The organism is Pseudomonas sp. GM79, assembly GCF_000282495.1.
GTDB lineage: Bacteria > Pseudomonadota > Gammaproteobacteria > Pseudomonadales > Pseudomonadaceae > Aquipseudomonas.
Genome location: NZ_AKJE01000023.1, coordinates 1 through 22,140, shown reverse-complemented (window position 1 = coordinate 22,140; position 22,140 = coordinate 1). Strand labels below are relative to the sequence as shown.

At 59.9% G+C, this 22,140-nt stretch carries 15 protein-coding genes; 10 read left to right on the top strand and 5 right to left on the bottom strand.

The window, feature by feature from the left end; translation table 11 throughout:
* Positions 1-57: 57 nt before the first annotated feature.
* The 3 genes from PMI36_RS25245 to PMI36_RS25255 all read right to left on the bottom strand — a co-directional run bounded on the left by PMI36_RS25245 (position 58) and on the right by PMI36_RS25255 (position 6,172).
* Positions 58-3,732 (bottom strand): translocation/assembly module TamB domain-containing protein, encoded by a 3,675-nt coding sequence (locus PMI36_RS25245; RefSeq protein WP_008068256.1) that lies wholly within the window; start codon positions 3,730-3,732, stop codon positions 58-60.
* Entirely contained in the window at positions 3,729-5,456 is a 1,728-nt protein-coding gene (locus PMI36_RS25250) for an autotransporter assembly complex protein TamA (protein ID WP_008068255.1), read from the bottom strand. The genes PMI36_RS25245 and PMI36_RS25250 overlap by 4 nt, the downstream gene beginning before the upstream one ends.
* A 65-nt stretch (positions 5,457-5,521) precedes the next feature.
* Positions 5,522-6,172, bottom strand: a complete 651-nt coding sequence (locus tag PMI36_RS25255; RefSeq protein ID WP_008068254.1) for a GNAT family N-acetyltransferase — start codon at positions 6,170-6,172, stop codon at positions 5,522-5,524.
* A 329-nt stretch (positions 6,173-6,501) separates the two neighbouring features.
* Between PMI36_RS25255 and xthA the strand changes: the two genes are divergently transcribed.
* On the top strand, positions 6,502-7,314 hold the full coding sequence (gene xthA, locus PMI36_RS25260; RefSeq protein WP_008068252.1) for an exodeoxyribonuclease III: 813 nt from the start codon (positions 6,502-6,504) through the stop codon (positions 7,312-7,314).
* Between the two features lie 191 nt (positions 7,315-7,505).
* Positions 7,506-8,846 carry a substrate-binding domain-containing protein gene (locus tag PMI36_RS25265; protein WP_008068250.1) on the top strand — a complete coding sequence of 447 codons (1,341 nt, stop codon included), beginning with the start codon at positions 7,506-7,508 and terminating at the stop codon, positions 8,844-8,846.
* A gap of 132 nt (positions 8,847-8,978) precedes the next feature.
* Here the strand turns inward: PMI36_RS25265 and PMI36_RS25270 are convergent, their stop codons facing one another.
* Positions 8,979-10,208, bottom strand: coding sequence for an acyl-CoA dehydrogenase (locus PMI36_RS25270; protein WP_008068248.1), 1,230 nt, complete (start codon positions 10,206-10,208; stop codon positions 8,979-8,981).
* 164 nt (positions 10,209-10,372) lie between these two features.
* On the opposite strand from PMI36_RS25270, the gene PMI36_RS25275 reads away from it, so the two are divergent.
* The 4 genes from PMI36_RS25275 to PMI36_RS25290 all read left to right on the top strand — a co-directional run bounded on the left by PMI36_RS25275 (position 10,373) and on the right by PMI36_RS25290 (position 14,789).
* The gene (locus PMI36_RS25275; protein ID WP_008068246.1) at positions 10,373-11,302 is read left to right on the top strand and encodes a LysR family transcriptional regulator; all 930 of its coding nucleotides are present in this window, start codon (positions 10,373-10,375) and stop codon (positions 11,300-11,302) included.
* Between the two features lie 197 nt (positions 11,303-11,499).
* On the top strand, positions 11,500-11,901 hold the full coding sequence (locus tag PMI36_RS25280) for a MerR family transcriptional regulator (protein WP_008068244.1): 402 nt from the start codon (positions 11,500-11,502) through the stop codon (positions 11,899-11,901).
* 145 nt (positions 11,902-12,046) lie between these two features.
* The gene (locus PMI36_RS25285; RefSeq protein ID WP_008068242.1) at positions 12,047-12,946 is read left to right on the top strand and encodes a hydroxymethylglutaryl-CoA lyase; all 900 of its coding nucleotides are present in this window, start codon (positions 12,047-12,049) and stop codon (positions 12,944-12,946) included.
* A gap of 781 nt (positions 12,947-13,727) precedes the next feature.
* Positions 13,728-14,789, top strand: a complete 1,062-nt coding sequence (locus PMI36_RS25290; protein ID WP_008068240.1) for a 2-oxoglutarate and iron-dependent oxygenase domain-containing protein — start codon at positions 13,728-13,730, stop codon at positions 14,787-14,789.
* Positions 14,790-14,827: 38 nt separating this feature from the next.
* Here PMI36_RS25290 and PMI36_RS25295 read toward each other — a convergent pair whose 3' ends face one another.
* Complete coding sequence (locus PMI36_RS25295; RefSeq protein WP_008068239.1) at positions 14,828-16,534, bottom strand: AMP-binding protein; 1,707 nt, start codon at positions 16,532-16,534, stop codon at positions 14,828-14,830.
* A 257-nt stretch (positions 16,535-16,791) separates the two neighbouring features.
* Between PMI36_RS25295 and PMI36_RS25300 the strand changes: the two genes are divergently transcribed.
* The 4 genes from PMI36_RS25300 to PMI36_RS25315 all read left to right on the top strand — a co-directional run.
* The gene (locus PMI36_RS25300; protein WP_007904074.1) at positions 16,792-17,955 is read left to right on the top strand and encodes an isovaleryl-CoA dehydrogenase; all 1,164 of its coding nucleotides are present in this window, start codon (positions 16,792-16,794) and stop codon (positions 17,953-17,955) included.
* Positions 17,956-17,967: 12 nt separating this feature from the next.
* Positions 17,968-19,575, top strand: coding sequence for a carboxyl transferase domain-containing protein (locus PMI36_RS25305; RefSeq protein WP_008068237.1), 1,608 nt, complete (start codon positions 17,968-17,970; stop codon positions 19,573-19,575).
* A gap of 115 nt (positions 19,576-19,690) precedes the next feature.
* On the top strand, positions 19,691-20,506 hold the full coding sequence (locus PMI36_RS25310) for a gamma-carboxygeranoyl-CoA hydratase (RefSeq protein WP_007904070.1): 816 nt from the start codon (positions 19,691-19,693) through the stop codon (positions 20,504-20,506).
* On the top strand, positions 20,506-22,140 hold a 1,635-nt coding region (locus PMI36_RS25315; RefSeq protein ID WP_008068235.1), incomplete at its 3' end, for an acetyl-CoA carboxylase biotin carboxylase subunit. The genes PMI36_RS25310 and PMI36_RS25315, both read left to right, overlap by 1 nt.

Here is a 22,140-nt window from a genome sequence, read left to right as displayed (position 1 = left end):
GAATGTGGGAGCGGGCTTGCTCGCGAAGGCAGCGACTCGGTTATGAAGTGGGCGGGTCTAGAAATCCCGCTTGTAGAAGATGTCCAGCGAACTGGCCACGCCGCTGGCGGCTTCGAGGTAGACCTTTTTGCTCAGTTTGTAGCGCAAGGCAATGGTGTTGGCCGGTTCGAATACGCCTACGCCATAACGCAGGCTGAGTTTTTCCGAGATGTTGCCGCTGGCCACTACGGCGGTGCTGGTGCCGCTGCCTTGGGTGTCGAGTTGGAAGTCCTGAATGCCCAGGTCCTTGGCCAAGCCGCTGGTCACCCCGGAACTGCCCATCAAGCCCAACCCGAGGGCGGCCTGGGCGAGCATGTTGTTGTCTTCACCGGTGGTGCTCAGCGGACGCCCCAGCACCAGATAGGACAATGCCTGCTCCTGACTCATCGTCGGTTCGGAAAAGATCTGTGTGGTCGGCTGCTCGGCGCTGCCACTCAGGCGAATGCCGGCAATGACATCGTCGGTCTGGCGAATTGCTTCGATATCCAGATACGGCTGATCGATGGGACCTGCAAACAACAGACGCGCCCGGCGCACCGTCAGTCGCTGACCGTAGGCGCGGTAACGCCCGTCGTTGAGCCACAGCTCACCACGGGTGTCCATGTTGTCGCCGATGTGCACCTGACCTTGCAGGTTGGCGGTCAGGCCGAACCCGGCAAAGCTGAGTTTGTCCTGCCCCACCACCACATCGATGTCCATCGCCATGGCCATCGGCGGTTTACCCTCTTCAGTCTGCTGACCGACGATCACCGTGTCATCGGAGACCTTGACGGTCGACGGCGGCAGTTCGCGCACGGTGATTTCACCCTTGGGCACCAGCACTTTGCCGACGACTGCCAGTCTGTCGTCCTTCATGGAGATCTTCAGGTCCGGCGCGACTTCCAGCGCGGCGTAGGGCTCGACGGTGACCGGCAACTGCGAGCCCTTGAGTGCCAGATCCACCACCAGCGCCTGACCCCAGGCGATGTTGCCATTGAGGCTGCCCTGCCCGCTCTTGCCGCTTTTCCAGCCGCCGTTCAGTTGCACGGTTTCGCCGGCAATCACAGCTTGAAGATGCAAGGCTTCGAGCGCCATCGGCAACTCAGGCCCGGAGATCTCACCGTCGCGCAGCTCAAGGTTGCCATTGACCAGCGGCGCCAGCAGTCCGCCGGACAATGTGCCGCTGCCGCTCAAATGCCCGGTGAGTTTCTCGACCATCGGCACAAACGGCCGCGCCACCGACAAGTCCAGACCACTGAGGCGGAATGAACCGGTCAGCGGTTTGTTCTTCGGTAGCGGATTGATTTGCGCCTGAACCATCAGTTCACCGAGCTTGCCGCCGACAAAGTTGAGGTCGGTGTCGATGCGTTTTGGCGTGAGTTTGCTGGTGAGTTTCAGGGTCTGGTACGGGAAGTCCAGCCATTGCTCCTTCTCGCGCATACGCAAGGTGCCGCCGCTGGCGTCGATGCTGATCTGGCCGTTCGGACCGCTGGCCGGCAAGTCCAGTTGCAGGTCGGCGTTGAGCTTGCCCTTCCAGGCAAAATCCTTCGGCAACCACTGTGCGAGGCTGTCGATGGGGAACTGCTTGAGGTGGTAACGCAGTTTTGGCTCGGGCATCAAGCGCTGGTCTTCGCCGCACAGGCTAGCCGGGCCGGACATCCAGCAATGGGCGCCGAAGTTGATCTTGCCGTCCGCCAGTCGCTCAAGCTTCGCCGGGTTTTGCAGTTTCCAGTCCTGACCGCCGGCCTGGATATCGCCACTGGCCAGACGTCCACGCCAATTGCCCTTGTCCAGCGCGCCGTCGAGACCGAGCGCCAGTTTCAGCTTTGGTCCTTGCAGGTCGAGGGCCAGTTTCTGGTTTTTGATGTCACCCTGACCGCTGGCGGTCAATGTGCCCAGTGACGTGTCGCCGGTCTGAATGCCGCTGCCCTTGAGGTCGATTTTCGCCCGCTGGGCGCTGTCGAGGGTGGCGTCCAGATTGAGGCTTTGCAGGCGATTGTCTTGGAAGGCCAGTTGCGTACCTTGCAGACCGAGCTTGCCTTGTGGCGCCTTGAGTGTGCCGGCGACATCGACCCGGCCATTGAGCTGACCGCGCAGCTGCGGCCAGAGCTGGGCCAGGCGCGGCATTTTAATGTCGATCTGCCCGGCAAGTTTCTGTTGCAGGCTGCCTTTGCCGTTGATGCTGTTGTCTCCGAGGCGAATCTGCAAGGTATTGAGGTTCCACTGCTCGCCGGCGCCATCAGCCTTGGCTTGCAACACCGCCGGTTGCCCGCGCAGCTTGCCTTTCAGGTCCAGGTCGGCGGTCAGGCTGAGCGTTTCGTTCTTCATCTCACCTTTGCTACGCAATGGCCCAGCCAAGGTGCCTGGCAACTCCGCGAGCCAGTACGCCGGGTTGATTGCCGAGAGGTCCAGCGCCGTATCCCAGGCGATACCGTCGGCAAACTGCAGATTCAAGTGCCCTTCGGCCTTGCCCTGCCCGGCTTCAAGCTTGAATTGCGGCAGATGGATTTGGGTTAGGTTGCCGCTGAACGGGCTGTTCAGACTGAACGCCCCCGCCGGGCCATCCAGTGCGGCTTTGAAGTTACCGATGTAGTTGCCGTCGGTATAAGAGACCTCACCGTTGAAGCTGCGCAGCGCCACTTGCGGCTCGTCGATCAGCGGATAGAGACGGCGCCACGGGAAATCCAGCCAGTCGATTTTCGCTTCAGCACTCAGGCCTTTGCTCCAGTCCACTTGCCCGTTGAGCTTGAGGCTTTGTTTGTCGTTGGCCGTCAAATCAAGACCGGCGATCTGCGCGCCCTTGGCGTCGACCTTGCCTTGCAGCAACAGCGCAACCGGGCCTTGCTCTGCGGGTAACGTGGCTTTGCCGAGCAATTGGTAACCGTTTTTCAGGTCGCCGTCGCCGGTGAGCTCCAGTTGATTGAGTTGCAAGGTATCCGGCAGATCGGCGCCAGGTTTGAAGCCGTCGGCGGAGATGCGCACTTTGGCCGGGAGGTTTTCCACCAGCGGTTGCAACTCGCCGGTGAGTTGCCCGTTCAGGTAGCCGCTGCTGTCGGCTTTCAGGTTCAGGGTTTTCAGCAGATCGCCATCGACCTTCAAGGCCAGTGCCCATGGTTCGGTACCCGGCGCCGGCAAGGTCAGTTTGCCTTCAGCGGTCAGCGGCCAGTTACCGCTCGGTTGCAACAGGCCGGACAGGTTCAGGCTCAGCTCATCACGCTGCAAGTGCACCGAGTCGATCTGCAAACCCTTCTCGGTCCAGTGCGCTGCCAGTTGCAGGCCCTTGAGCTCTTCACTGCCGTTGAACAGCAGGCGGCCGATTTTGACGTCGCCCAATTCGATGGCCAGCGGCAATTTCAAGTCCGGCAGACTGATCGGCCCGCTGCTTTCCTCTTCCACGCCCGGCGGGAATTGCAGGCTGACCTGCTCCGCCTGCAATTGCTCGATGCACAACGTCATGCGCATCAGGCACAGCGGCGACCAGGCGAAAATCGCTTTGTTCAGCTCAACCCGGCTGTTGTCCTGCTGCCACACCAGATGATCGGCGCTCCACTGCCCACCCAAACGGCCCTGGAAATTCTCCACGGTCAAACCCGGCACAAACCCGAGCGCCCAGCGACTGCCCGTCGGAGTGCCTAGCACGCTGACCAGTGTCAGCACGATCAGCATCAACAGCGCCGGAATCGCCAGCAGCGTTATTTTCAAACCACGCTTCACAGCTCAGGCCCCATGGAAAAGTGCAATCGAATGCCGCCGTCGTCGTCCATCGCGTGGGCCAGGTCGAGGCGAATCGGCCCCACCGGTGAGACCCAGCGCACACCAATACCGACCCCGGTCTTGAGGTTCGGCAGTTCAAGTGTGTTGAAGGAGTTGCCCTGGTCGATGAAGGTCGCGACCCGCCATTTTTCGGCGATGGAGTATTGATACTCGACGCTGCCGGCCACCATGTAGCGGCCACCGATACGGTCGCCATCGGAGTTTTCCGGAGACAGGCTCTGGTAGTCGTAACCGCGCACGCTCTGATCGCCACCGGCGAAGAAGCGCAAGGACGGCGGCACCGATTTGTAGCCGTTGGTGGCGCTGCCGCCGACCTGCACCCGACCGAGCAAACGGTGTTTGTCGAAGACCGTGGTCAGGCCTTTGACCAGCGCCGTACCGTAGACCAGGTTGGTGTCCGAACCCAACCCTTCCTTGGCGACCTTGGTTTCGAATTGCAGGCGATAACCGTTGTGCGGGTCGATGCGGTTGTCGCTTTTGAGGTACGAATAGCTCACGCCGGGCATCAGCAAGGTGCTGAGCCCCGAGTCGTCGCCCAGTTTGTATTCCTCGCGCTGCCATTTGAGCGACACCACCCGCTGCCAGCCGCTGGGCAACTTGCTGTGCCATTCGGGGCCGAGGGTCAGCAGCTTGCTGAGGGTGTCGGTGCCAGCGATTTCTTCATATTGATAACCACCGGCAAAGCGCAGTTTGTCGGTCAATGGCGGGTCCAGAGGAACGTCATAAAACAGCCCGACGTTCTGCCGTGGCGCCGAAATCTCCGCCTCCCAGCCGTAACTGTGCCCTTGAGGATTGACCCAATGCCGAGTCCAGTTGGCTTTGGCCCGTGGACCGACGTCCGTGGAAAAGCCCAGACCGAGGCCCATGGTCCGTGGCTTGCGGGTTTCCAGTTTGACTGCCACCGGGATCACGTCGTCCTTGGACGCGGTCGGCGCCGCGTCCACGCGAACGCCCTCGAAATAGCCGCTCGATTGCAGCGCCTGATTGAGTTCGGCGATCAGTTCAGAGTCATAGGGCGCACCGGCCTTGAACGGCACCATGCGTTGCAGCAGGTCTTCGTCGAACGGCGTGTCGCCTTCAAAACTGACCTTGCCCAGCGCATAGCGCGGGCCGCTGTCGTAGATCAATTCGATGTCGGCGACACCAGCCTGCGGGTCCACCAACAGTTTCTGGCGGGTGAAGCGCCCACTGAAATAGCCGTAGCGCGAGGCCTGGTTCTGGATCAGCCGCTTGGCGTCTTCGTAACGGCCATGGTTAAGCACCGCGCCGGGTTTGAGCAGGTCGCTTTTCGGTACACGAAAGGATTTGAACGAGGCCGCCGGACCATCGATGCGCACCGTGACGTTGCGCAAATGGATCGGCTCGCCAGGGTCGATATTCAACACCAGGCGCGGCGTCTTGCCGCCCTTCACGTCGCTGTCGATTTGCGGCTGGTAATAACCCAAGGCCTGGGCGGCCTTGCGCGCCTGTTCTTCGGCGCCACGACTGAAGCGCAGCAAGGCTTCTTCATCGCGATCGCCAAGGCTACCGATATAGCCTTCTATATTGGCTTTCAGTTCATCGTTGGACGGTTTGATCCGCACATCCAATTCACTTTGCGCCAGCGCCGCGCAGCTGGAGATCAGCATCAGCACGCCACTGGTAAATCTTCGTGGAAACTTCATAGGCGCGGATGCTATCACGAGCTTGGGAGCGTGATAGAGCCTGGCGTGCGCTGAAAGTTCTACCTTTATCCCGTTGCTGTTTGTAACACCTGCGGGTTGGCGTGGAAAAATACGTGTTCACGAATCGGTCCTACGGCCACTTCACCGATTTCCTCGTAGCCCTGACGCTTATAGAACTCCAGATAACGAGGATTCCCGGTGTCGAGGATCACGCCTTGGGAGTGTTCATCGACCGCGCACCAGTTGTGGACCGCTTGTAGCAATTGTTCGCCGAAGTGCTTGCCCTGGAATTGCGGATGAACCCCCAGTAATGGCAGGACATGCACCGAGTCGGACGGCACGCACGCCATCACGGCGGCGTGGTAATCGAGGTAGCGTCGGGTACAGCGAAACCCGGTGCTGAGCACCATCCGCAGGCGCCAGGCCCAGCTTTCGGTAATGCCCAGGCGGCGTTGTGGTGGTGCGATCAGGGCGATGCCGATCAAGCGGTCATTCACTAGCAGGCCGATGGCTGGCAACTCCTGAAGAAAGTGTTGCTTGACCAGTTCGCGCACCGTGGCCCGTACTCGCTGTTCATAACCGGGGCGTTCGGCTTCGAACAGGTAGCCGAACGTCGGCTCGTGCCGGTACGCCTGATACAACAAGGAGCGTGCTTCGCGGGAATAGCCACTGTCGAGCATGTGAATATCGGCGATGACGGTTGAGGTTTCGGGCATAACGGTAGTTCTCCCCTGGGCGCGGCTCAGAAGGCCGCGTTCTTATTGGTACGAGCCTTTGGGTGGCTTCACAGTTCCCCACACAGGTATAGACCAAGCCAGGATCTTCATCGACTGGGCTGACGCCTTCGCTGGCAAGCCACGTCCCACAGTTTCAGTGGCGTTCACAGATTTTGTGTACGGCACGGATACTGTGGGAGCGGGCTTGCCCGCGAAGAGGCCCGATCTGCCAACACATCTCTGACAGAACACAACGAATCGCCTCACCCCAAGGCTGGCCCCATTCCTACATGTCAGCTAGCATCGCACTTTTGCCAGGACTGCCGACCATGAAGATCGTCTCCTTCAACATCAACGGGCTGCGCGCTCGCCCGCATCAGCTGGCGGCGCTGATTGAAAAGCATAATCCGGACGTGATCGGGTTGCAGGAAACCAAGGTCCACGATGATCAGTTCCCCCTGGCCGAGGTTCAGGCACTGGGTTATCACGTGCATTTCCATGGACAAAAAGGCCATTACGGCGTGGCCCTGCTCTCGCGCCAGGAACCGATTGCGTTGTACAAGGGTTTCACCACTGACGAAGAAGACGCTCAGCGACGCTTCATCTGGGGCACTTTCGCCGATGCCAATGGCCTGCCGGTGACCATCATGAACGGCTATTTCCCACAGGGCGAAAGCCGCGACCACCCCACCAAATTCCCGGCCAAGGAACGTTTCTACAGCGATTTGCAGCAGTTGCTGGAAAGCCAGTTCAGTAACGACCAGCCGATTGTGGTGATGGGCGATGTGAACATTTCCCCGGAAGACTGCGACATCGGCATCGGCCCGGACAACATGAAGCGCTGGCTGAAAACCGGCAAATGCAGCTTCCTGCCGGAAGAACGCGAATGGATGGCTCGCCTGAAGAATTGGGGCCTGGTCGACAGTTTCCGTCACTTGCACCCAGACGTTGCCGACCGTTTCAGTTGGTTCGACTACCGCAGCCGCGGGTTTGAAGATGAGCCCAAGCGCGGGCTGCGGATTGACTTGATCATGGCGTCCCATGGGTTATTGCCGCGAGTGAAGGATGCCGGCGTGGATTACGATTTGCGCGCAATGGAAAAGCCCTCCGATCACGCACCGATCTGGCTTGAGTTGAGCTGATCCTACAAAATCTACACAAAGCTAATGTGGGAGCGGGCTTGCTCGCGAAGGCGGTCAATCATTCAACATTGATGTCGACTGACCCAGCGCCTTCGCGAGCAAGCCCGCTCCCACATTTGTTAATTGTCATCGTTCAGCAACCTTACTGACTTATTCTCCCGGCACTTTCTTTGGCTTCATTAGGTACCGGCATGACGCTGCGCGTGTTGTTCCTGTTGCTGCTCGGCGCTGTGCTGCCGGCGTCGGCGTCGGCCGGCGACTTGCCGACGTCCGAACGTGGGCCGGTGTTGCGCATCCAGGGCTCCAACACCATTGGCGCAGCATTGGGCCCGGCGCTGGTCGAGGGCCTGATGCGTGAACAGGGCTTGCTCAAGGTTCATCGCGAAACCCCGGACAAGGCCAACGAACAACGCATCGTAGGCGAAACCGTTCAGGGACGCCGAGTCGAGGTGGAGGTCGCGGCCCATGGTTCCAGCACCGGGTTCAAAGCCCTGAAAAACGCCTGGGCCGATCTCGCGGCCTCGTCGCGCCCGATCAAGGACAGCGAACGGGTGGATCTCGAACCGCTAGGCGATCTGAAAAGCCCGGTTGCCGAACAAGTCATCGCCATCGATGGGCTGGCAATCATCCTTCATCCGCACAATCCGCTGAAGCAACTCAACACCGTGCAACTGGCGCGTATTTTCAGCGGCGAAGCGAAAACCTGGGAAGCACTCGGCGGCAGCGGTGGGACGATTCATCTCTATGCGCGGGATGATCAATCGGGCACCTACGACACGTTCAAGGAACTGGTCCTCAGCCCGCGTGGGAAAACCCTGAGCAGCAACGCGAAACGCTTCGAATCCAGCGAGCAATTGTCGGATGCCGTCAGTCTGGACCCGCAAGGCATCGGTTTCATCGGTTTGCCTTATGTGCGCCAGGCCAAAGCTGTAGCGATTGTCGATGGCGACTCCCAAGCCATGCTGCCGGTCAATAGCCTGATCGCGACGGAAGATTACCCGCTGTCCCGTCGGCTGTTCTTTTACCTGCCACCGAATGGGAAAAGTCCCTGGGCCAAGGCCTTGGTGAAGTTCGCGCAAAGCAGCAAAGGCCAGGCGATCGTCGCGGCCAATGGCTTTATCGCACAGACTGTTCAGGCCATGGCGGTCACGCCGAATGCGTTGATGCCCGAGGGTTATCAGGCACTCAGCCGTCATGCCCAGCGGCTGACGGTGAACTTTCGTTTCGAAGAAGGCAGCGCAACGCTGGACAACAAGGCCCGACAGGACCTGTCGCGGGTGCTCGACTATATAAAGCAGCACGACAAAACCAATCGGCAGGTGACGCTGGTAGGGTTTGGCGACGCCAAGAGCGACCCGGCGCGGGCTGACCTGCTGTCGAAACTGCGGGCCATGGCGGTGCGGCGAGAATTGGTGAAAAGCGGCGTGGTGTTTCGCGAGATTCGCGGGTTCGGCGCCGAAATGCCGGTGGCGACCAACAGCGGGGATGAAGGGCGGATCAAGAATCGGCGGGTTGAGGTTTGGGTGTATTGAATCAGACACCCTCGCGGTGAAAGGTCCGACGCATTCGCGAGCAAGCCCGCTCCCACAGGTGACCGAGTTCTCTCAGGGGAGTGCGGTCAAATGTGGGAGCGGGCTTGCTCGCGAATGGCAGGCGCCGCGGATTTACTGACCGCTACGCATCATTTCTTTAGGCACATACTTGCCGATCTCGAACTTGCCGATCGCCGCGCGGTGCACTTCGTCCGGGCCGTCGGCCAGGCGCAGGGTGCGTTGCATGGCATACATGTAGGCCAGCGGGAAATCGTTGGAAACCCCTGCCCCGCCATGGATCTGGATCGCCCGATCGATCACCCGCAATGCCACGTTCGGTGCGACGACTTTGATCTGCGCGATTTCGCTCTTCGCCACCTTGTTGCCAACGGTGTCCATCATGTATGCCGCTTTCAACGTCAGCAGGCGCGCCATGTCGATCTCCATCCGCGAGTCGGCGATTTTGTCGATGTTACCGCCCAGACGCGCCAGGGGTTTGCCGAACGCTGCGCGGTTGACCGCACGTTTGCACATCAGCTCCAACGCTCGCTCGGCCATGCCGATCGAACGCATACAGTGGTGAATCCGGCCCGGGCCGAGGCGACCCTGAGCAATTTCGAAGCCGCGGCCTTCACCCAACAGGACGTTTTCGTACGGCACCCGGACGTTTTCGAACAGCACTTCGGCGTGACCGTGAGGCGCGTCGTCGTAACCGAACACCGGCAGCGGACGCACAATCTTCACGCCTGGGGTATCCACCGGCACCAGAATCATCGAGTGCTGCGCGTGGCGCGGCGCATCCGGATTGCTCAGGCCCATGAAGATCAGGATCTTGCAGCGTGGATCGCAGGCGCCAGAGGTCCACCATTTCTTGCCGTTGATCACCCATTCGTCGCCATCACGCACAGCGCGGGCGGCCATGTTGGTGGCATCAGACGAGGCCACGTCCGGCTCGGTCATGGCGAACGCCGAGCGAATCTCGCCGCGCAACAGCGGTTCGAGCCAGCGTTGCTTCTGTTCTTCATTGGCGTAACGCACCAGCACTTCCATGTTGCCGGTGTCCGGCGCAGAGCAGTTGAACGGCTCAGGGCCCAGCAGCGAGCGGCCCATGATTTCCGCCAATGGCGCGTATTCGAGGTTGGTCAGGCCGGCGCCGAGTTCGGATTCAGGCAGAAACAGATTCCACAGGCCTTCCGCTTTGGCCTTGAGTTTGAGTTCTTCCATGATCGCTGTCGGCTGCCAGCGATCGCCCTCGGCGACCTGGCGTTCGAACACCGCTTCAGCGGGATAAACGTAGGTGTCCATGAACGCGGTCACGCGCTCACGCAGTTCTTGCACTTTGGGCGAATAAGCGAAATCCATGGGCAGCTACCTTCTAAAGGGAGGTTGTTCAGGTCATGCAATCGATGCTAGAACAGCGTTGATAATTTACCTAGCCTATTCTCGGCGTGTATTAACATTCATCACCGATATATGATCGACTGATCGAGCCACCTTCCTAAAACAAGAGCAGAGAGCGCAGCGCAATGAATCTGAGCAAGGTCGACCTCAACCTTTTCATCGTCTTCGACGCGATCTACACCGAAGCCAACCTGACGCGCGCCGGGCAGATTGTCGGCATTACTCAACCGGCAGTCTCGAACGCTCTGGCCCGCCTGCGCGAGACCTTCAACGATCCGCTTTTCGTGCGCACCGCCCAAGGCATGGTGCCCACGCCGATGGCACAGAACATCATCGGCCCCGTGCGCAACGCCCTCTCCTTGCTGCGGGTGTCGGTGCAGGAAAGCCGGATCTTCAACCCGTTACAGGCGGTCAAGACCTACCGCATCAGCATGACCGACCTCACCGAAGCGGTGATCCTGCCGCCGCTGTTCCAGCGCCTGCGACGCTTGGCGCCGACGGTGATCATCGAAAGCTTCTTGTCCAAACGTCGTGAGACCACCAAGGAACTGGCGGCCGGGCGTCTCGATTTTGCGGTGGATGCGCCACTCAACACCGACCCGCAGGTGCGTCACGTCAAGTTGATGGAGGACCGTTACGTGTGCGCCATGCGCAAGGGCCATCCGTTGGCGGGCAAAGAGAAATTCACCCTCGACGATTATCTGTCCCTGACCCACATCCATATCTCCAGCCGGCGCAGCGGCCTGGGCTATGTCGACCTGGCCCTGGGCAAAATGGGCATCCAGCGCAAGATTGCCCTGCGCTCCCAGCATTATTTGATGGCGTCCCAGGTGTTGCAGCAGACCGACATGGTCATGACCGTGCCGGAACGCTTCGCCCGTCGCCATGACTTGTACTCGGTGAACCTGCCGGTTAAAGAGGTTCCGCCGGTGGAAACCCACCTCTACTGGCACGAAAGTACTGACCAGGACCCGGCCAACCGCTGGATGCGCGAGCAGATGATCGAGTTGTGCCAACAGGTTACGGCGCATGAGAAGAAGCTGGATAAGGTGTAGGGTTTTTGGACCGTGTAATCGTTCTTCGCGGGCAAGCCCGCTCCCACAGGTGATCGCATTCCCCTGAGAGAACGCGATCACCTGTGGGAGCGGGCTTGCTCGCGAAGAGGCCGGTGATACCAACGAAGATCCATGCCCCTTGACGTAAACGTCAACCTGCCATTAGCTTAGCGCCATGACCTTTTTCGAGCGCTTCCATGAGCAGCCAGACCTATAGCATTTCCGACCTCGCCCGCGAGCTCGACATCACCACCCGGGCTATTCGCTTCTATGAAGAGCAAGGCCTGCTCAGCCCCGAGCGCCGCGGTCAGGAACGCATTTATTCGCCCCGTGACAAGGTCAGCCTGAAGCTTATTCTGCGGGGCAAGCGCATTGGTTTTTCCCTGGCCGAATGCCGCGAGCTGATCGAGCTTTATGACCCCTCCAGCGGTAACACCAAGCAACTGCACAGCATGCTGGCGAAAATCGCCGAGCGTCGGGAACAACTCGAACAGCAATTGCTGGACATCGAACAGATGAAACTGGAACTCGATACGGCCGAAGAGCGCTGCACTCAGGCGCTGGAACAGACAATCAAGAGCCAGCAGGCCGTCCAATAACCGTACAACGATTTAATGTGGGAGCGGGCTTGCTCGCGAAAGCGGTCTGTCATTCAACACTGATGTCGGCTGGCCCGACGCCTTCGCGAGCAAGCCCGCTCCCACAGTAGATCGTCGTTCGCCCACTACTACAGGTGAATCCTCCATGTCCCTACCCTCCCACGTACGCCTGGTCGAAGTCGGCCCCCGCGACGGTCTGCAAAACGAAGCCCAGCCCATCAGCGTTGCAGACAAGGTGCAACTGGTCGACGCACTGACCGCCGCAGGCCTGGGTTATATAGAAGTCGGCAGTTTCGTCTCGCCCAAATGGGTGCCGCAAATGGCCGGCTCCGCCGAGGTCTTCGCGCAGATCCAGCGCAAGCCGGGCGTGACCTATGGCGCCCTCGCCCCCAACCTGCGGGGTTTTGAAGACGCCATCGCCGCCGGGGTCAAGGAAGTCGCTGTGTTTGCCGCAGCGTCCGAATCGTTTTCCCAGCGCAACATCAATTGCTCGATCAGCGAGAGCCTTGAGCGCTTCGTGCCGATCATGGACGCCGCCAAACAACATGGCGTCAGCGTGCGCGGTTACGTGTCCTGCGTGCTGGGCTGCCCTTACGAAGGGGACATCGCACCGGAACAAGTCGCCCGGGTTGCTCGTGAGCTCTATGCGATGGGCTGCTACGAGGTTTCGCTGGGAGACACCATCGGCACCGGCACCGCTGGCGCGACCCGCAAGATGTTCGAAGTGGTATCGGCCGATGTACCACGTGAAAAACTGGCCGGGCACTTTCACGATACCTACGGCCAGGCCATGGCCAACATCTACGCCAGCCTGCTGGAAGGCATCGCGGTGTTCGACAGCTCCATCGCCGGCCTCGGCGGCTGCCCGTACGCCAAGGGCGCCAGCGGTAATGTCGCGACCGAAGACGTGGTTTACCTGCTCAACGGCCTGGGTATCGAGACCGGAATCGACCTGGACGCCTTGATCCGCGCCGGCCAGCAGATTTGCGCGGTGCTGGGGCGCCCTACCGGTTCACGCGTGGCCAAGGCCCGCAGCGCGCAGTGACAATGTGGATGTGTCCAGGTGTTACCGCGTGTGCTGAAACGTGGGCGCAAGCGAGTAACACGGAAACAAATTGTCGGGTTTGGGTCGGATGAAAAACCCCACGAAAAACTCAACTTGTTGAATTTAAAGGGTTTTTAAAAGTTGGCACGGCTTCTGCTATCTCTATGGCATAACAAGAATAAAAACTGCAAACCAATAAAAATAAGACGTAACGACTCTGACATAACAAGAACAACACGGCAGAGACGCAGCTAACAGATTTTTTTGGAGAAGGTGTGCTTTTCAGGGTGCTTTTCGAAGTAACCCGCAACCGGGCAGAGAACAATAAAACTACCTTCAGGTAGCTCCCGAACTGGTTGGATCGCTTAGCGAAAAAGTAGATCAGCGCTCAAAAAAATACGTTTGCTCTTGATCCCGGATGGGGATCGACAAAAACAGCGGTAAAGGGCCACGGTTGCCAAAAACAACAACAGACCGCCCCTCAATAATAAAAAAAGAGCACGTAACGACAAAATTAAAGGGGAGCTTCGGCTCCCCTTTGTGCTTTCTGCCCCTTGTATACCCCCTGCGCAACACCCTCTGACTGCCCGCTCGTCGAAACTGTCATAAATGACAGGTCAAATCAAAACCCGGATGTCCTATAAATCGCCTTCCCTCCGGGGATTGCAGGGACACTCATGATCCATGCCATGAAGGTCTGGAGCTGTTCCGTTGGCCACCGCTGTTCGTCAACGTCTCTCGAATGAGTACACGTCCCTTTACTGGATAAAAGGAGACGAACATGATCACGTTGAAAACCTTCAAGCTGCCCGCCAAGGTAACGGGCAGTACCGCCGATATCACGTTGGGAGAACAACTGATCCGCGCCTGGCAGACAGATGGCATTTTCCAGATCAAGACTCGTGTCGAACAGGATCGCAAGACGCAAGCGGCAATAGCCGTCAGCAAGCGCTTTTTCAAGAAACCTCAAACCTTCAAAAGCGGTTGCATCAACGATTCAGCCTACAGCGGCTATATCGCTTCCGGCGAGGAAATCACTGCCGGCCAGGCGGATTACTCGGAGATTTTCACCATTTGCAAAGACTTGCCCGAGAGTGACCCGCGCGTTCGAAACGGCTGGCCTTGCCATGGTCCGGTGCCATGGCCCGATAGCGTTTATCACAAACGCATGAAAGCGTTCATGGACGAGCTCGGCGCAGAAGGCGAGAAACTACTCAAGCTCACGGCGCTGGGCATGAACCTGCCAATCAGCACCTTCACCGACCTGACACGCGATGGCTGGCACCACATGCGCGTACTGCGCTTCCCGACCGAAACGTCCAAATCGTCCCGAGGCATTGGTGCACACACGGACTATGGCCTGCTGGTCATCGCAGCCCAAGACGATGTCGGCGGTCTGTACATTCGCCCACCGGTCGAGGGCGAGAAGCGCAACCGCAACTGGCTGCCGGAAGAAAGTTCGGCAGGCTTGTTCGAACACGAGGAACCCTGGACTTTCGTGACACCCACGCCAAGGGTGTGGACGGTGTTCCCTGGCGACATCATGCAGTTCATGACCAATGGCTACCTGCTTTCCACCCCACACAAGGTCAAGCTCAATACTCGTGAACGCTTCGCCTGCGCGTACTTCCACGAACCGGGTTTCGAAGCTTCTGCCCGACCGTTGTTCGAACCAGGCAGCCAAGAGCGCATTCATTACGGCGAGCACTTCACCCATATGTTCATGCGCTGCTACCCGGATCGAATCACCACCCGACGCATCCACGAGCAGAATCGCCTCGCGCGGCTGGAAGAACTGAAAGCGCGCGACAAGCGAGCTCCGCAAATTGCAACCCACTCATAGGCTGAGTGTGCCCTGGCCGGTATTACCGGTCAGGGCATTCAAACCTCGTGGCGATCCGTTGAGGCCAATTCCTCAATGCTGATCTCACGCATCCGGAACTTCTGGATCTTGCCGGTCACCGTCATCGGAAACTCCTCGACGAACTTGAAGTAACGCGGCGTCTTGAAGTGCGCAATGCGCTCCTTGCACCAGGCTTGCAACTCCTGCTCGGTGGCGTTGTGGCCGGGATGGAACTTGATCCAGGCGACGATCTCTTCGCCGTACCGGGAGCAAGGAATGCCGATCACCTGCACGTCGGCGACCGCCGGGTGGGTGAAGAAGAACTCTTCCAGCTCCCTTGGGTAAATATTCTCACCGCCGCGGATGATCATGTCTTTGTTACGCCCGGCAATGCACACGTAGCCTTCGTCGTTCATGCTCGCCAGATCGCCGGTGTGCATCCAGCCCGCCTCATCGATAGCCTCGGCGGTGCCTTGCGGGTTGTTCCAGTAGCCGAGCATCACGCTGTAGCCCCGGGTACACAGCTCACCGATGGTGCCACGTGGCACCAGGTTGCCCGCCTCGTCGATGATTTTGCTTTCCAGTTGCGGCTGTGTTCTGCCAACGGTGGTGACGCGCAATTCCAGCTCGTCTGACGGACCGGTCTGCAAAGACACGGGGCTGGTTTCCGTCATGCCGTAGGCAATCTGCACTTCGCTCATGTGCATTTCATTGATAACCCGGCGCATCACCTCGATCGGACACGTCGCCCCGGCCATGATCCCGGTGCGCAGGCTCGACAAATCAAACTCGGCGCGCTTGGGCTGATCGAGCATGGCGATGAACATGGTCGGCACGCCGTAAAGCGCGGTGGCTTTTTCTTCGGCGACGGTGCTCAGCGTCAGCAATGGATCGAAAGCGTCGTTGGGATAAATCATGGTACTGCCGTGGGTGACGCAGCCGAGATTGCCCATGACCATCCCGAAGCAGTGATACAGCGGCACCGGAATCACTAGCCGATCATTGGCCGTCAGCCCTAGGCTTTCGCCGACCATGTAGCCGTTGTTGAGAATGTTGTAGTGGCTGAGAGTCGCGCCCTTGGGGAAACCGGTGGTGCCGGAGGTGTATTGGATGTTTACCGCTTGATCGAAATGCAGACTGTCCTGACGTTCGCGCAATTGCTCGACTGACACGCTGGCCGCCAGATCGATCAGCTGCGACCACGGCAGGAAACCCGATGGCGGCTGCGCATCCAGGCTGATCACCCCGCGCAGTTCCGGCAGGCGTTCGCTCTGCAACTGGCCGATGGATTGCTCCGCCAGTTCCGGAATCAATCCTTGCAACATGCCGTGATAGTCGGAGGTCTTGAAGGCACCGGCACAGACCAGCCATTGGCAACCGGACTGCTTCAACACGTATTCGAGTTCGGAACTGCGGTAAGCCGGATTGATGTTGACCAGGATCACACCGATTTTCGCGCTGGCGAACTGGCTGATGCACCACTGGGCACAGTTCGGCGCCCAGATGCCGAGCCGGTCACCGGTCTGCAAGCCCAGCGCCAAAAATGCTCTGGCGTGCAGGTCGACGGTCTCTGACAGCTGCTGCCAGGTGCAGCGCAACTGCTGATGGCGCACGACCAGCGCCTCCCCGTTCGGGTGTTGCGCGACCGTGTTATCAAACGCCTGACCGATGGTCATCGCCAGCAAGGCTTTGTCCTGGGAACCACGGGTATAGCTGCGCTGCGGGCTTGCACTGGGTTGATCCATGACGACCCCTATTGTCTTTATTAGTGGGTTGCCGAACGTCACCTGTGGGAGATTCTATGGTTGAGGGGAAGCCCTCAACCATAGAATCTCCTACAGAGTCGGTCCGCTTTACCGTGTCGAAACTGGCTCTACTCTCGCTCAAGTTGACGTTAACGTAAAGGGTGATTGACAGCCATTCGTCACAGGCTTACGTTAACGTAAAGGTGAGAGCCGGATCACTGCCCTCCCCACCCTACAAAAAAGCCAAAAGGTGCCCCATGAGCTACCCATCCCTGAACTTTGCCCTCGGTGAAACCATCGACATGCTGCGCGATCAGGTTCAGTCCTTCGTCGCCAAAGAGATCGCCCCGCGCGCCGCTCAGATCGACATCGACAACCTGTTCCCCGCTGACCTGTGGCGCAAATTCGGCGACATGGGCCTGCTGGGTATCACCGTGCCTGAAGAGTACGGCGGTGCGGGCCTGGGTTACCTGGCGCACGTCGTCGCCATGGAAGAAATCAGCCGTGGCTCGGCCTCGGTCGCCCTGTCCTACGGCGCCCACTCCAACCTTTGCGTCAACCAGATCAACCGCAACGGCACTCACGAACAGAAAAGCAAATACCTGCCAAAACTGATCAGCGGCGAGCACATCGGTGCCTTGGCCATGAGCGAACCGAATGCCGGTTCCGACGTGGTGTCGATGAAACTGCGCGCCGATAAACGTGGCGACCACTACGTACTCAACGGCAGCAAAACCTGGATCACCAACGGCCCTGACGCCAACACCTACGTGATCTACGCCAAGACCGACCTGGAAAAAGGGCCGCACGGCATCACCGCGTTCATCGTTGAACGTGATTCCAAAGGCTTCAGCCGCAGCAACAAATTCGACAAGCTCGGCATGCGCGGGTCGAACACCTGCGAGCTGTTTTTCGATGACGTCGAAGTCCCGGAAGAAAACATCCTCGGCGTGCTCAACGGTGGCGTGAAAGTACTGATGAGCGGCCTCGACTACGAGCGCGTGGTGCTTTCCGGTGGCCCGACCGGGATCATGCAGGCCTGCATGGACTTGATCGTTCCGTACATTCACGACCGCAAACAGTTCGGCCAGAGCATCGGCGAATTCCAGCTGATCCAGGGCAAAGTCGCCGACATGTACACCCAACTCAATGCCAGTCGCGCCTACCTCTATGCGGTGGCCCAGGCGTGCGAGCGTGGCGAAACCGCCCGCAAGGACGCCGCCGGAGTCATCCTCTACAGCGCCGAATGCGCGACCCGAATGGCCCTCGACGCGATCCAGATTCTCGGTGGTAACGGCTACATCAACGAATTCCCGGCCGGTCGTCTGCTGCGTGACGCCAAGCTGTATGAAATCGGTGCCGGCACCAGTGAGATCCGTCGCATGCTCATCGGTCGCGAACTGTTCAACGAAACCCGCTAAACGGAGCTGCACATGGCTATCCTGCATACCCAGCTCAACCCCCGTTCGGCGGAGTTCGCGGCCAACAGCGCGGCAATGCTCAAACAGGTCGACGCCCTGCACACCCTGCTCGCGCAAGTGCAGCAAGGTGGCGGCCCGAAGGCCCAGGAGCGGCATACATCGCGGGGCAAACTGCTGCCCCGTGAGCGGATCAATCGCCTGCTCGATCCGGGTTCGCCATTTCTCGAAATCAGCCAATTGGCGGCCTACGCGGTGTACGGCGAAGACGTTCCCGCCGCTGGCGTGATTGCCGGAATCGGCCGGGTGGAAGGCGTCGAATGCATGATCGTCGCCAACGATGCCACCGTGAAAGGTGGCTCGTACTACCCGCTGACCGTGAAAAAACACCTACGCGCACAAACCATCGCCCAACAGAATCGCCTGCCCTGCATTTATCTGGTGGACTCCGGCGGCGCCAACTTGCCGCGTCAGGATGAAGTGTTCCCGGACCGCGAACACTTCGGGCGGATCTTCTTCAACCAGGCCAACATGAGCGCCTTGGGCATTCCGCAGATTGCGGTGGTCATGGGCTCCTGCACCGCCGGTGGCGCTTATGTACCAGCGATGGCCGATGAAGCGATCATGGTTCGTCAGCAGGCGACAATTTTCCTTGCCGGCCCACCGCTGGTGAAAGCCGCGACGGGTGAAGTGGTCAGCGCCGAAGACCTCGGCGGGGCCGATGTGCACTGCAAGATTTCCGGTGTCGCCGACCATTACGCCGAGAGCGATGAACATGCCCTCGCATTGGCCCGGCGCAGCGTCGCCAACCTCAATTGGCGCAAGCTCGGTGAACTGCAACAACGCGCGCCGATCGCGCCGCTGTACAGCAGCGACGAGTTGTACGGCGTGGTGTCGGCGGACGCCAAGCAACCGTTCGACGTGCGCGAAGTGATCGCGCGGCTGGTGGACGGCTCGGTGTTCGATGAGTTCAAGGCGTTGTTCGGAACTACGCTGGTGTGCGGCTTTGCCCACCTGCACGGTTACCCGATCGCGATCCTCGCCAACAACGGCATCCTGTTCGCCGAAGCCGCGCAGAAAGGCGCGCACTTCATCGAACTGGCCTGCCAGCGCGGCATCCCGTTGCTGTTCCTGCAAAACATCACCGGTTTCATGGTCGGCCAGAAATACGAAGCCGGCGGCATCGCCAAGCACGGCGCGAAACTGGTGACCGCCGTGGCCTGCGCGAAGGTGCCGAAATTCACCGTGATCATCGGCGGCAGCTTCGGCGCCGGTAACTACGGCATGTGCGGTCGGGCTTACGATCCACGCTTCCTGTGGATGTGGCCGAACGCGCGGATTGGCGTGATGGGTGCCGAACAGGCGGCGGGCGTACTGGTGCAGGTCAAGCGTGAGCAGGCTGAGCGCAGTGGCCATGGTTTCAGCGCCGAGCAAGAAGCCGAGATCAAGCAACCGATCCTCGATCAGTACGAAGAACAGGGGCATCCCTATTATTCCAGTGCGCGGCTGTGGGACGACGGTGTCATCGACCCGGCGCAGACCCGCGACGTGCTGGCCCTGGCCTTGTCGGCATCGCTGAATGCGCCAATAGAACCGAGCCGCTTCGGCGTGTTCCGGATGTGATTTTCTGTGGGAGCGGGCTTGCTCGCGAAGGATTCACCGCGGTTTACCTGATGCACCGCGTTATCGTTCTTCGCGAGCAAGCCCGCTCCCACATGAGTTGTGGAGACGGACAAACATGAGCGACTTCAACACCCTCGAACTGCTGAGCGATCCAAGGGGTTTTGCGACCTTGTGGCTCAGCCGTGAAGAAAAAAACAACGCCTTCAACGCCGAAATGATCCGCGAACTGATCCTCGCGCTGGACAAAGTGTCGAGCGATGCCAGCCTGCGTTTTCTGTTGATCCGCGGGCGTGGCAAACACTTCAGCGCCGGCGCTGATCTGGCCTGGATGCAGCAATCGGCCGAACTCGATTACCACACCAACCTCGACGACGCCCGGGAACTGGCGGAGTTGATGTACAACCTCGCCAAGCTGAAAATCCCGACCGTGGCGGTGGTACAAGGCGCGGCCTATGGCGGCGCGCTGGGCCTGATCAGTTGCTGCGACATGGCCATCGGCGCCGATGACGCGCAGTTCTGCCTGTCGGAAGTGCGCATCGGCCTGGCACCGGCGGTCATCAGCCCGTTCGTGGTGCAAGCCATCGGCGAGCGCGCGGCACGGCGCTATGCCTTGACCGCCGAACGTTTCGGCGGGCAACGGGCTCGGGAAATCGGCCTGTTGTCGGAGAGTTATCCGATGGCTGAACTGGAACAGAAAGTCGATCAGTGGATCGACAACCTGCTGCTCAACAGTCCGGCGGCCATGCGCGCCAGCAAGGACTTGCTGCGTGAAGTCGGCCACGGCGCGCTGACTCCGGCGCTGCGACGCTACACCGAAAACGCCATCGCCCGAATCCGCGTCAGCCCCGAAGGCCAGGAGGGCCTTCGCGCCTTCCTGCAAAAACGCTCGCCAACCTGGCAAGCCGAAACCACCCTCAAGGAGCCGCGTTGATGAGCGCACCTGTTCTCACCACCTTGCTGGTGGCCAACCGCGGCGAAATCGCTTGCCGGGTGATGCGCACCGCCAAAGCCCTGGGCCTGACCACCGTGGCCGTGCACAGCGCCACCGACCGGGATGCCCGGCACAGCCGCGAAGCCGATATCCGCGTTGACCTGGGCGGCAGCAAAGCCGCCGACAGTTACCTGCAAATCGACAAACTGATCGCCGCTGCGAAAGCCAGCGGCGCTCAGGCAATTCATCCCGGTTATGGTTTTCTCTCGGAAAACGCCGGGTTCGCCCGCGCAATCGAAGCGGCCGGCCTGATTTTTCTCGGCCCGCCCGCCTCGGCCATCGACGCCATGGGCAGCAAGTCCGCGGCCAAAGCCTTGATGGAAACCGCAGGCGTGCCACTGGTACCCGGCTATCATGGCGAAGCCCAAGACCTCGACACCTTCCGCGATGCCTGCGCACGCATCGGTTATCCGGTGCTGCTCAAGGCCACGGCGGGCGGCGGTGGCAAAGGCATGAAAGTGGTCGAGGACGTCAGCCAACTGGCCGAAGCCCTGGCCTCGGCGCAACGTGAAGCGCTGTCCTCGTTCGGCGACTCGCGGATGTTGGTGGAGAAGTACCTGCTCAAGCCACGCCACGTGGAAATCCAGGTATTCGCCGACCAGCATGGCAACTGCCTATACCTCAACGAACGTGATTGCTCGATCCAGCGTCGGCATCAGAAAGTCGTCGAAGAAGCCCCGGCGCCGGGTCTGAGCCCGGAACTGCGTCGAGCCATGGGCGAAGCCGCCGTGCGCTCGGCACAGGCCATCGGTTACGTCGGCGCCGGCACCGTGGAGTTTTTGCTGGATGCGCGCGGTGAGTTCTTCTTCATGGAGATGAACACGCGTCTGCAAGTTGAACACCCGGTCACCGAAGCCATCACCGGCCTCGACCTGGTGGCCTGGCAGATTCGCGTGGCCCGCGGTGAAGCGCTGCCGATGACTCAAGACCAGGTGCCGCTGATCGGCCATGCGATTGAAGTGCGGCTGTATGCCGAAGACCCGGGCAACGACTTTCTACCGGCGACCGGGCGTCTGGCGTTGTATCGTGAATCCGCCGCAGGACCGGGGCGTCGCGTCGACAGTGGTGTTGAAGAAGGCGACGAGATTTCGCCCTTCTACGACCCGATGCTCGGCAAGCTGATTGCCTGGGGCGAAGACCGTGAACAGGCACGGCTGCGTTTGCTGAGCATGCTCGATGAGTTTGCCATCGGCGGGCTGAAAACCAACATCAACTTCCTGCGCCGAATCGTCGGCCACCCGGCATTTGCCGCGGCGGAGCTGGATACCGGGTTTATTCCGCGTTATCAGGAACAACTGCTGCCAGCACCTTCAGACCTCAGCGATGAATTCTGGCAAGCGGCCGCGCAGGCATTTGCCCAGAGCCAGTCGAGCACGACCCGCGCTGATGACCTGAGTTCGCCTTGGGGTATTGGCAACGGATTCCGTGCCGGACTGCCAACAGAAATCACCCTGCATTTGAGTTGCGAAGAGCAAGACCGGGCGCTGACCCTGGGCGATGCCGACGCTCATACCGCGCAGCTCAAGGGTGAATACCTGCTGACCGAACACAACGGCTTTCGCCGCCAGCATCGG

Bases quoted from the DNA above. Each gene is read 5' to 3' on its own strand.
- PMI36_RS25265 (WP_008068250.1), top strand. From the start codon at position 7,506: ATGACGCTGCGCGTGTTGTTCCTGTTGCTGCTCGGCGCTGTGCTGCCG.
- PMI36_RS25270 (WP_008068248.1), bottom strand. From the start codon at position 10,208: ATGGATTTCGCTTATTCGCCCAAAGTGCAAGAACTGCGTGAGCGCGTG.
- PMI36_RS25305 (WP_008068237.1), top strand. From the start codon at position 17,968: ATGGCTATCCTGCATACCCAGCTCAACCCCCGTTCGGCGGAGTTCGCG.
- xthA (WP_008068252.1), top strand. From the start codon at position 6,502: ATGAAGATCGTCTCCTTCAACATCAACGGGCTGCGCGCTCGCCCGCAT.
- PMI36_RS25295 (WP_008068239.1), bottom strand. From the start codon at position 16,534: ATGGATCAACCCAGTGCAAGCCCGCAGCGCAGCTATACCCGTGGTTCC.
- PMI36_RS25310 (WP_007904070.1), top strand. From the start codon at position 19,691: ATGAGCGACTTCAACACCCTCGAACTGCTGAGCGATCCAAGGGGTTTT.
- PMI36_RS25285 (WP_008068242.1), top strand. From the start codon at position 12,047: ATGTCCCTACCCTCCCACGTACGCCTGGTCGAAGTCGGCCCCCGCGAC.
- PMI36_RS25255 (WP_008068254.1), bottom strand. From the start codon at position 6,172: ATGCCCGAAACCTCAACCGTCATCGCCGATATTCACATGCTCGACAGT.
- PMI36_RS25275 (WP_008068246.1), top strand. From the start codon at position 10,373: ATGAATCTGAGCAAGGTCGACCTCAACCTTTTCATCGTCTTCGACGCG.
- PMI36_RS25250 (WP_008068255.1), bottom strand. From the start codon at position 5,456: ATGAAGTTTCCACGAAGATTTACCAGTGGCGTGCTGATGCTGATCTCC.
- PMI36_RS25300 (WP_007904074.1), top strand. From the start codon at position 16,792: ATGAGCTACCCATCCCTGAACTTTGCCCTCGGTGAAACCATCGACATG.
- PMI36_RS25290 (WP_008068240.1), top strand. From the start codon at position 13,728: ATGATCACGTTGAAAACCTTCAAGCTGCCCGCCAAGGTAACGGGCAGT.
- PMI36_RS25280 (WP_008068244.1), top strand. From the start codon at position 11,500: ATGAGCAGCCAGACCTATAGCATTTCCGACCTCGCCCGCGAGCTCGAC.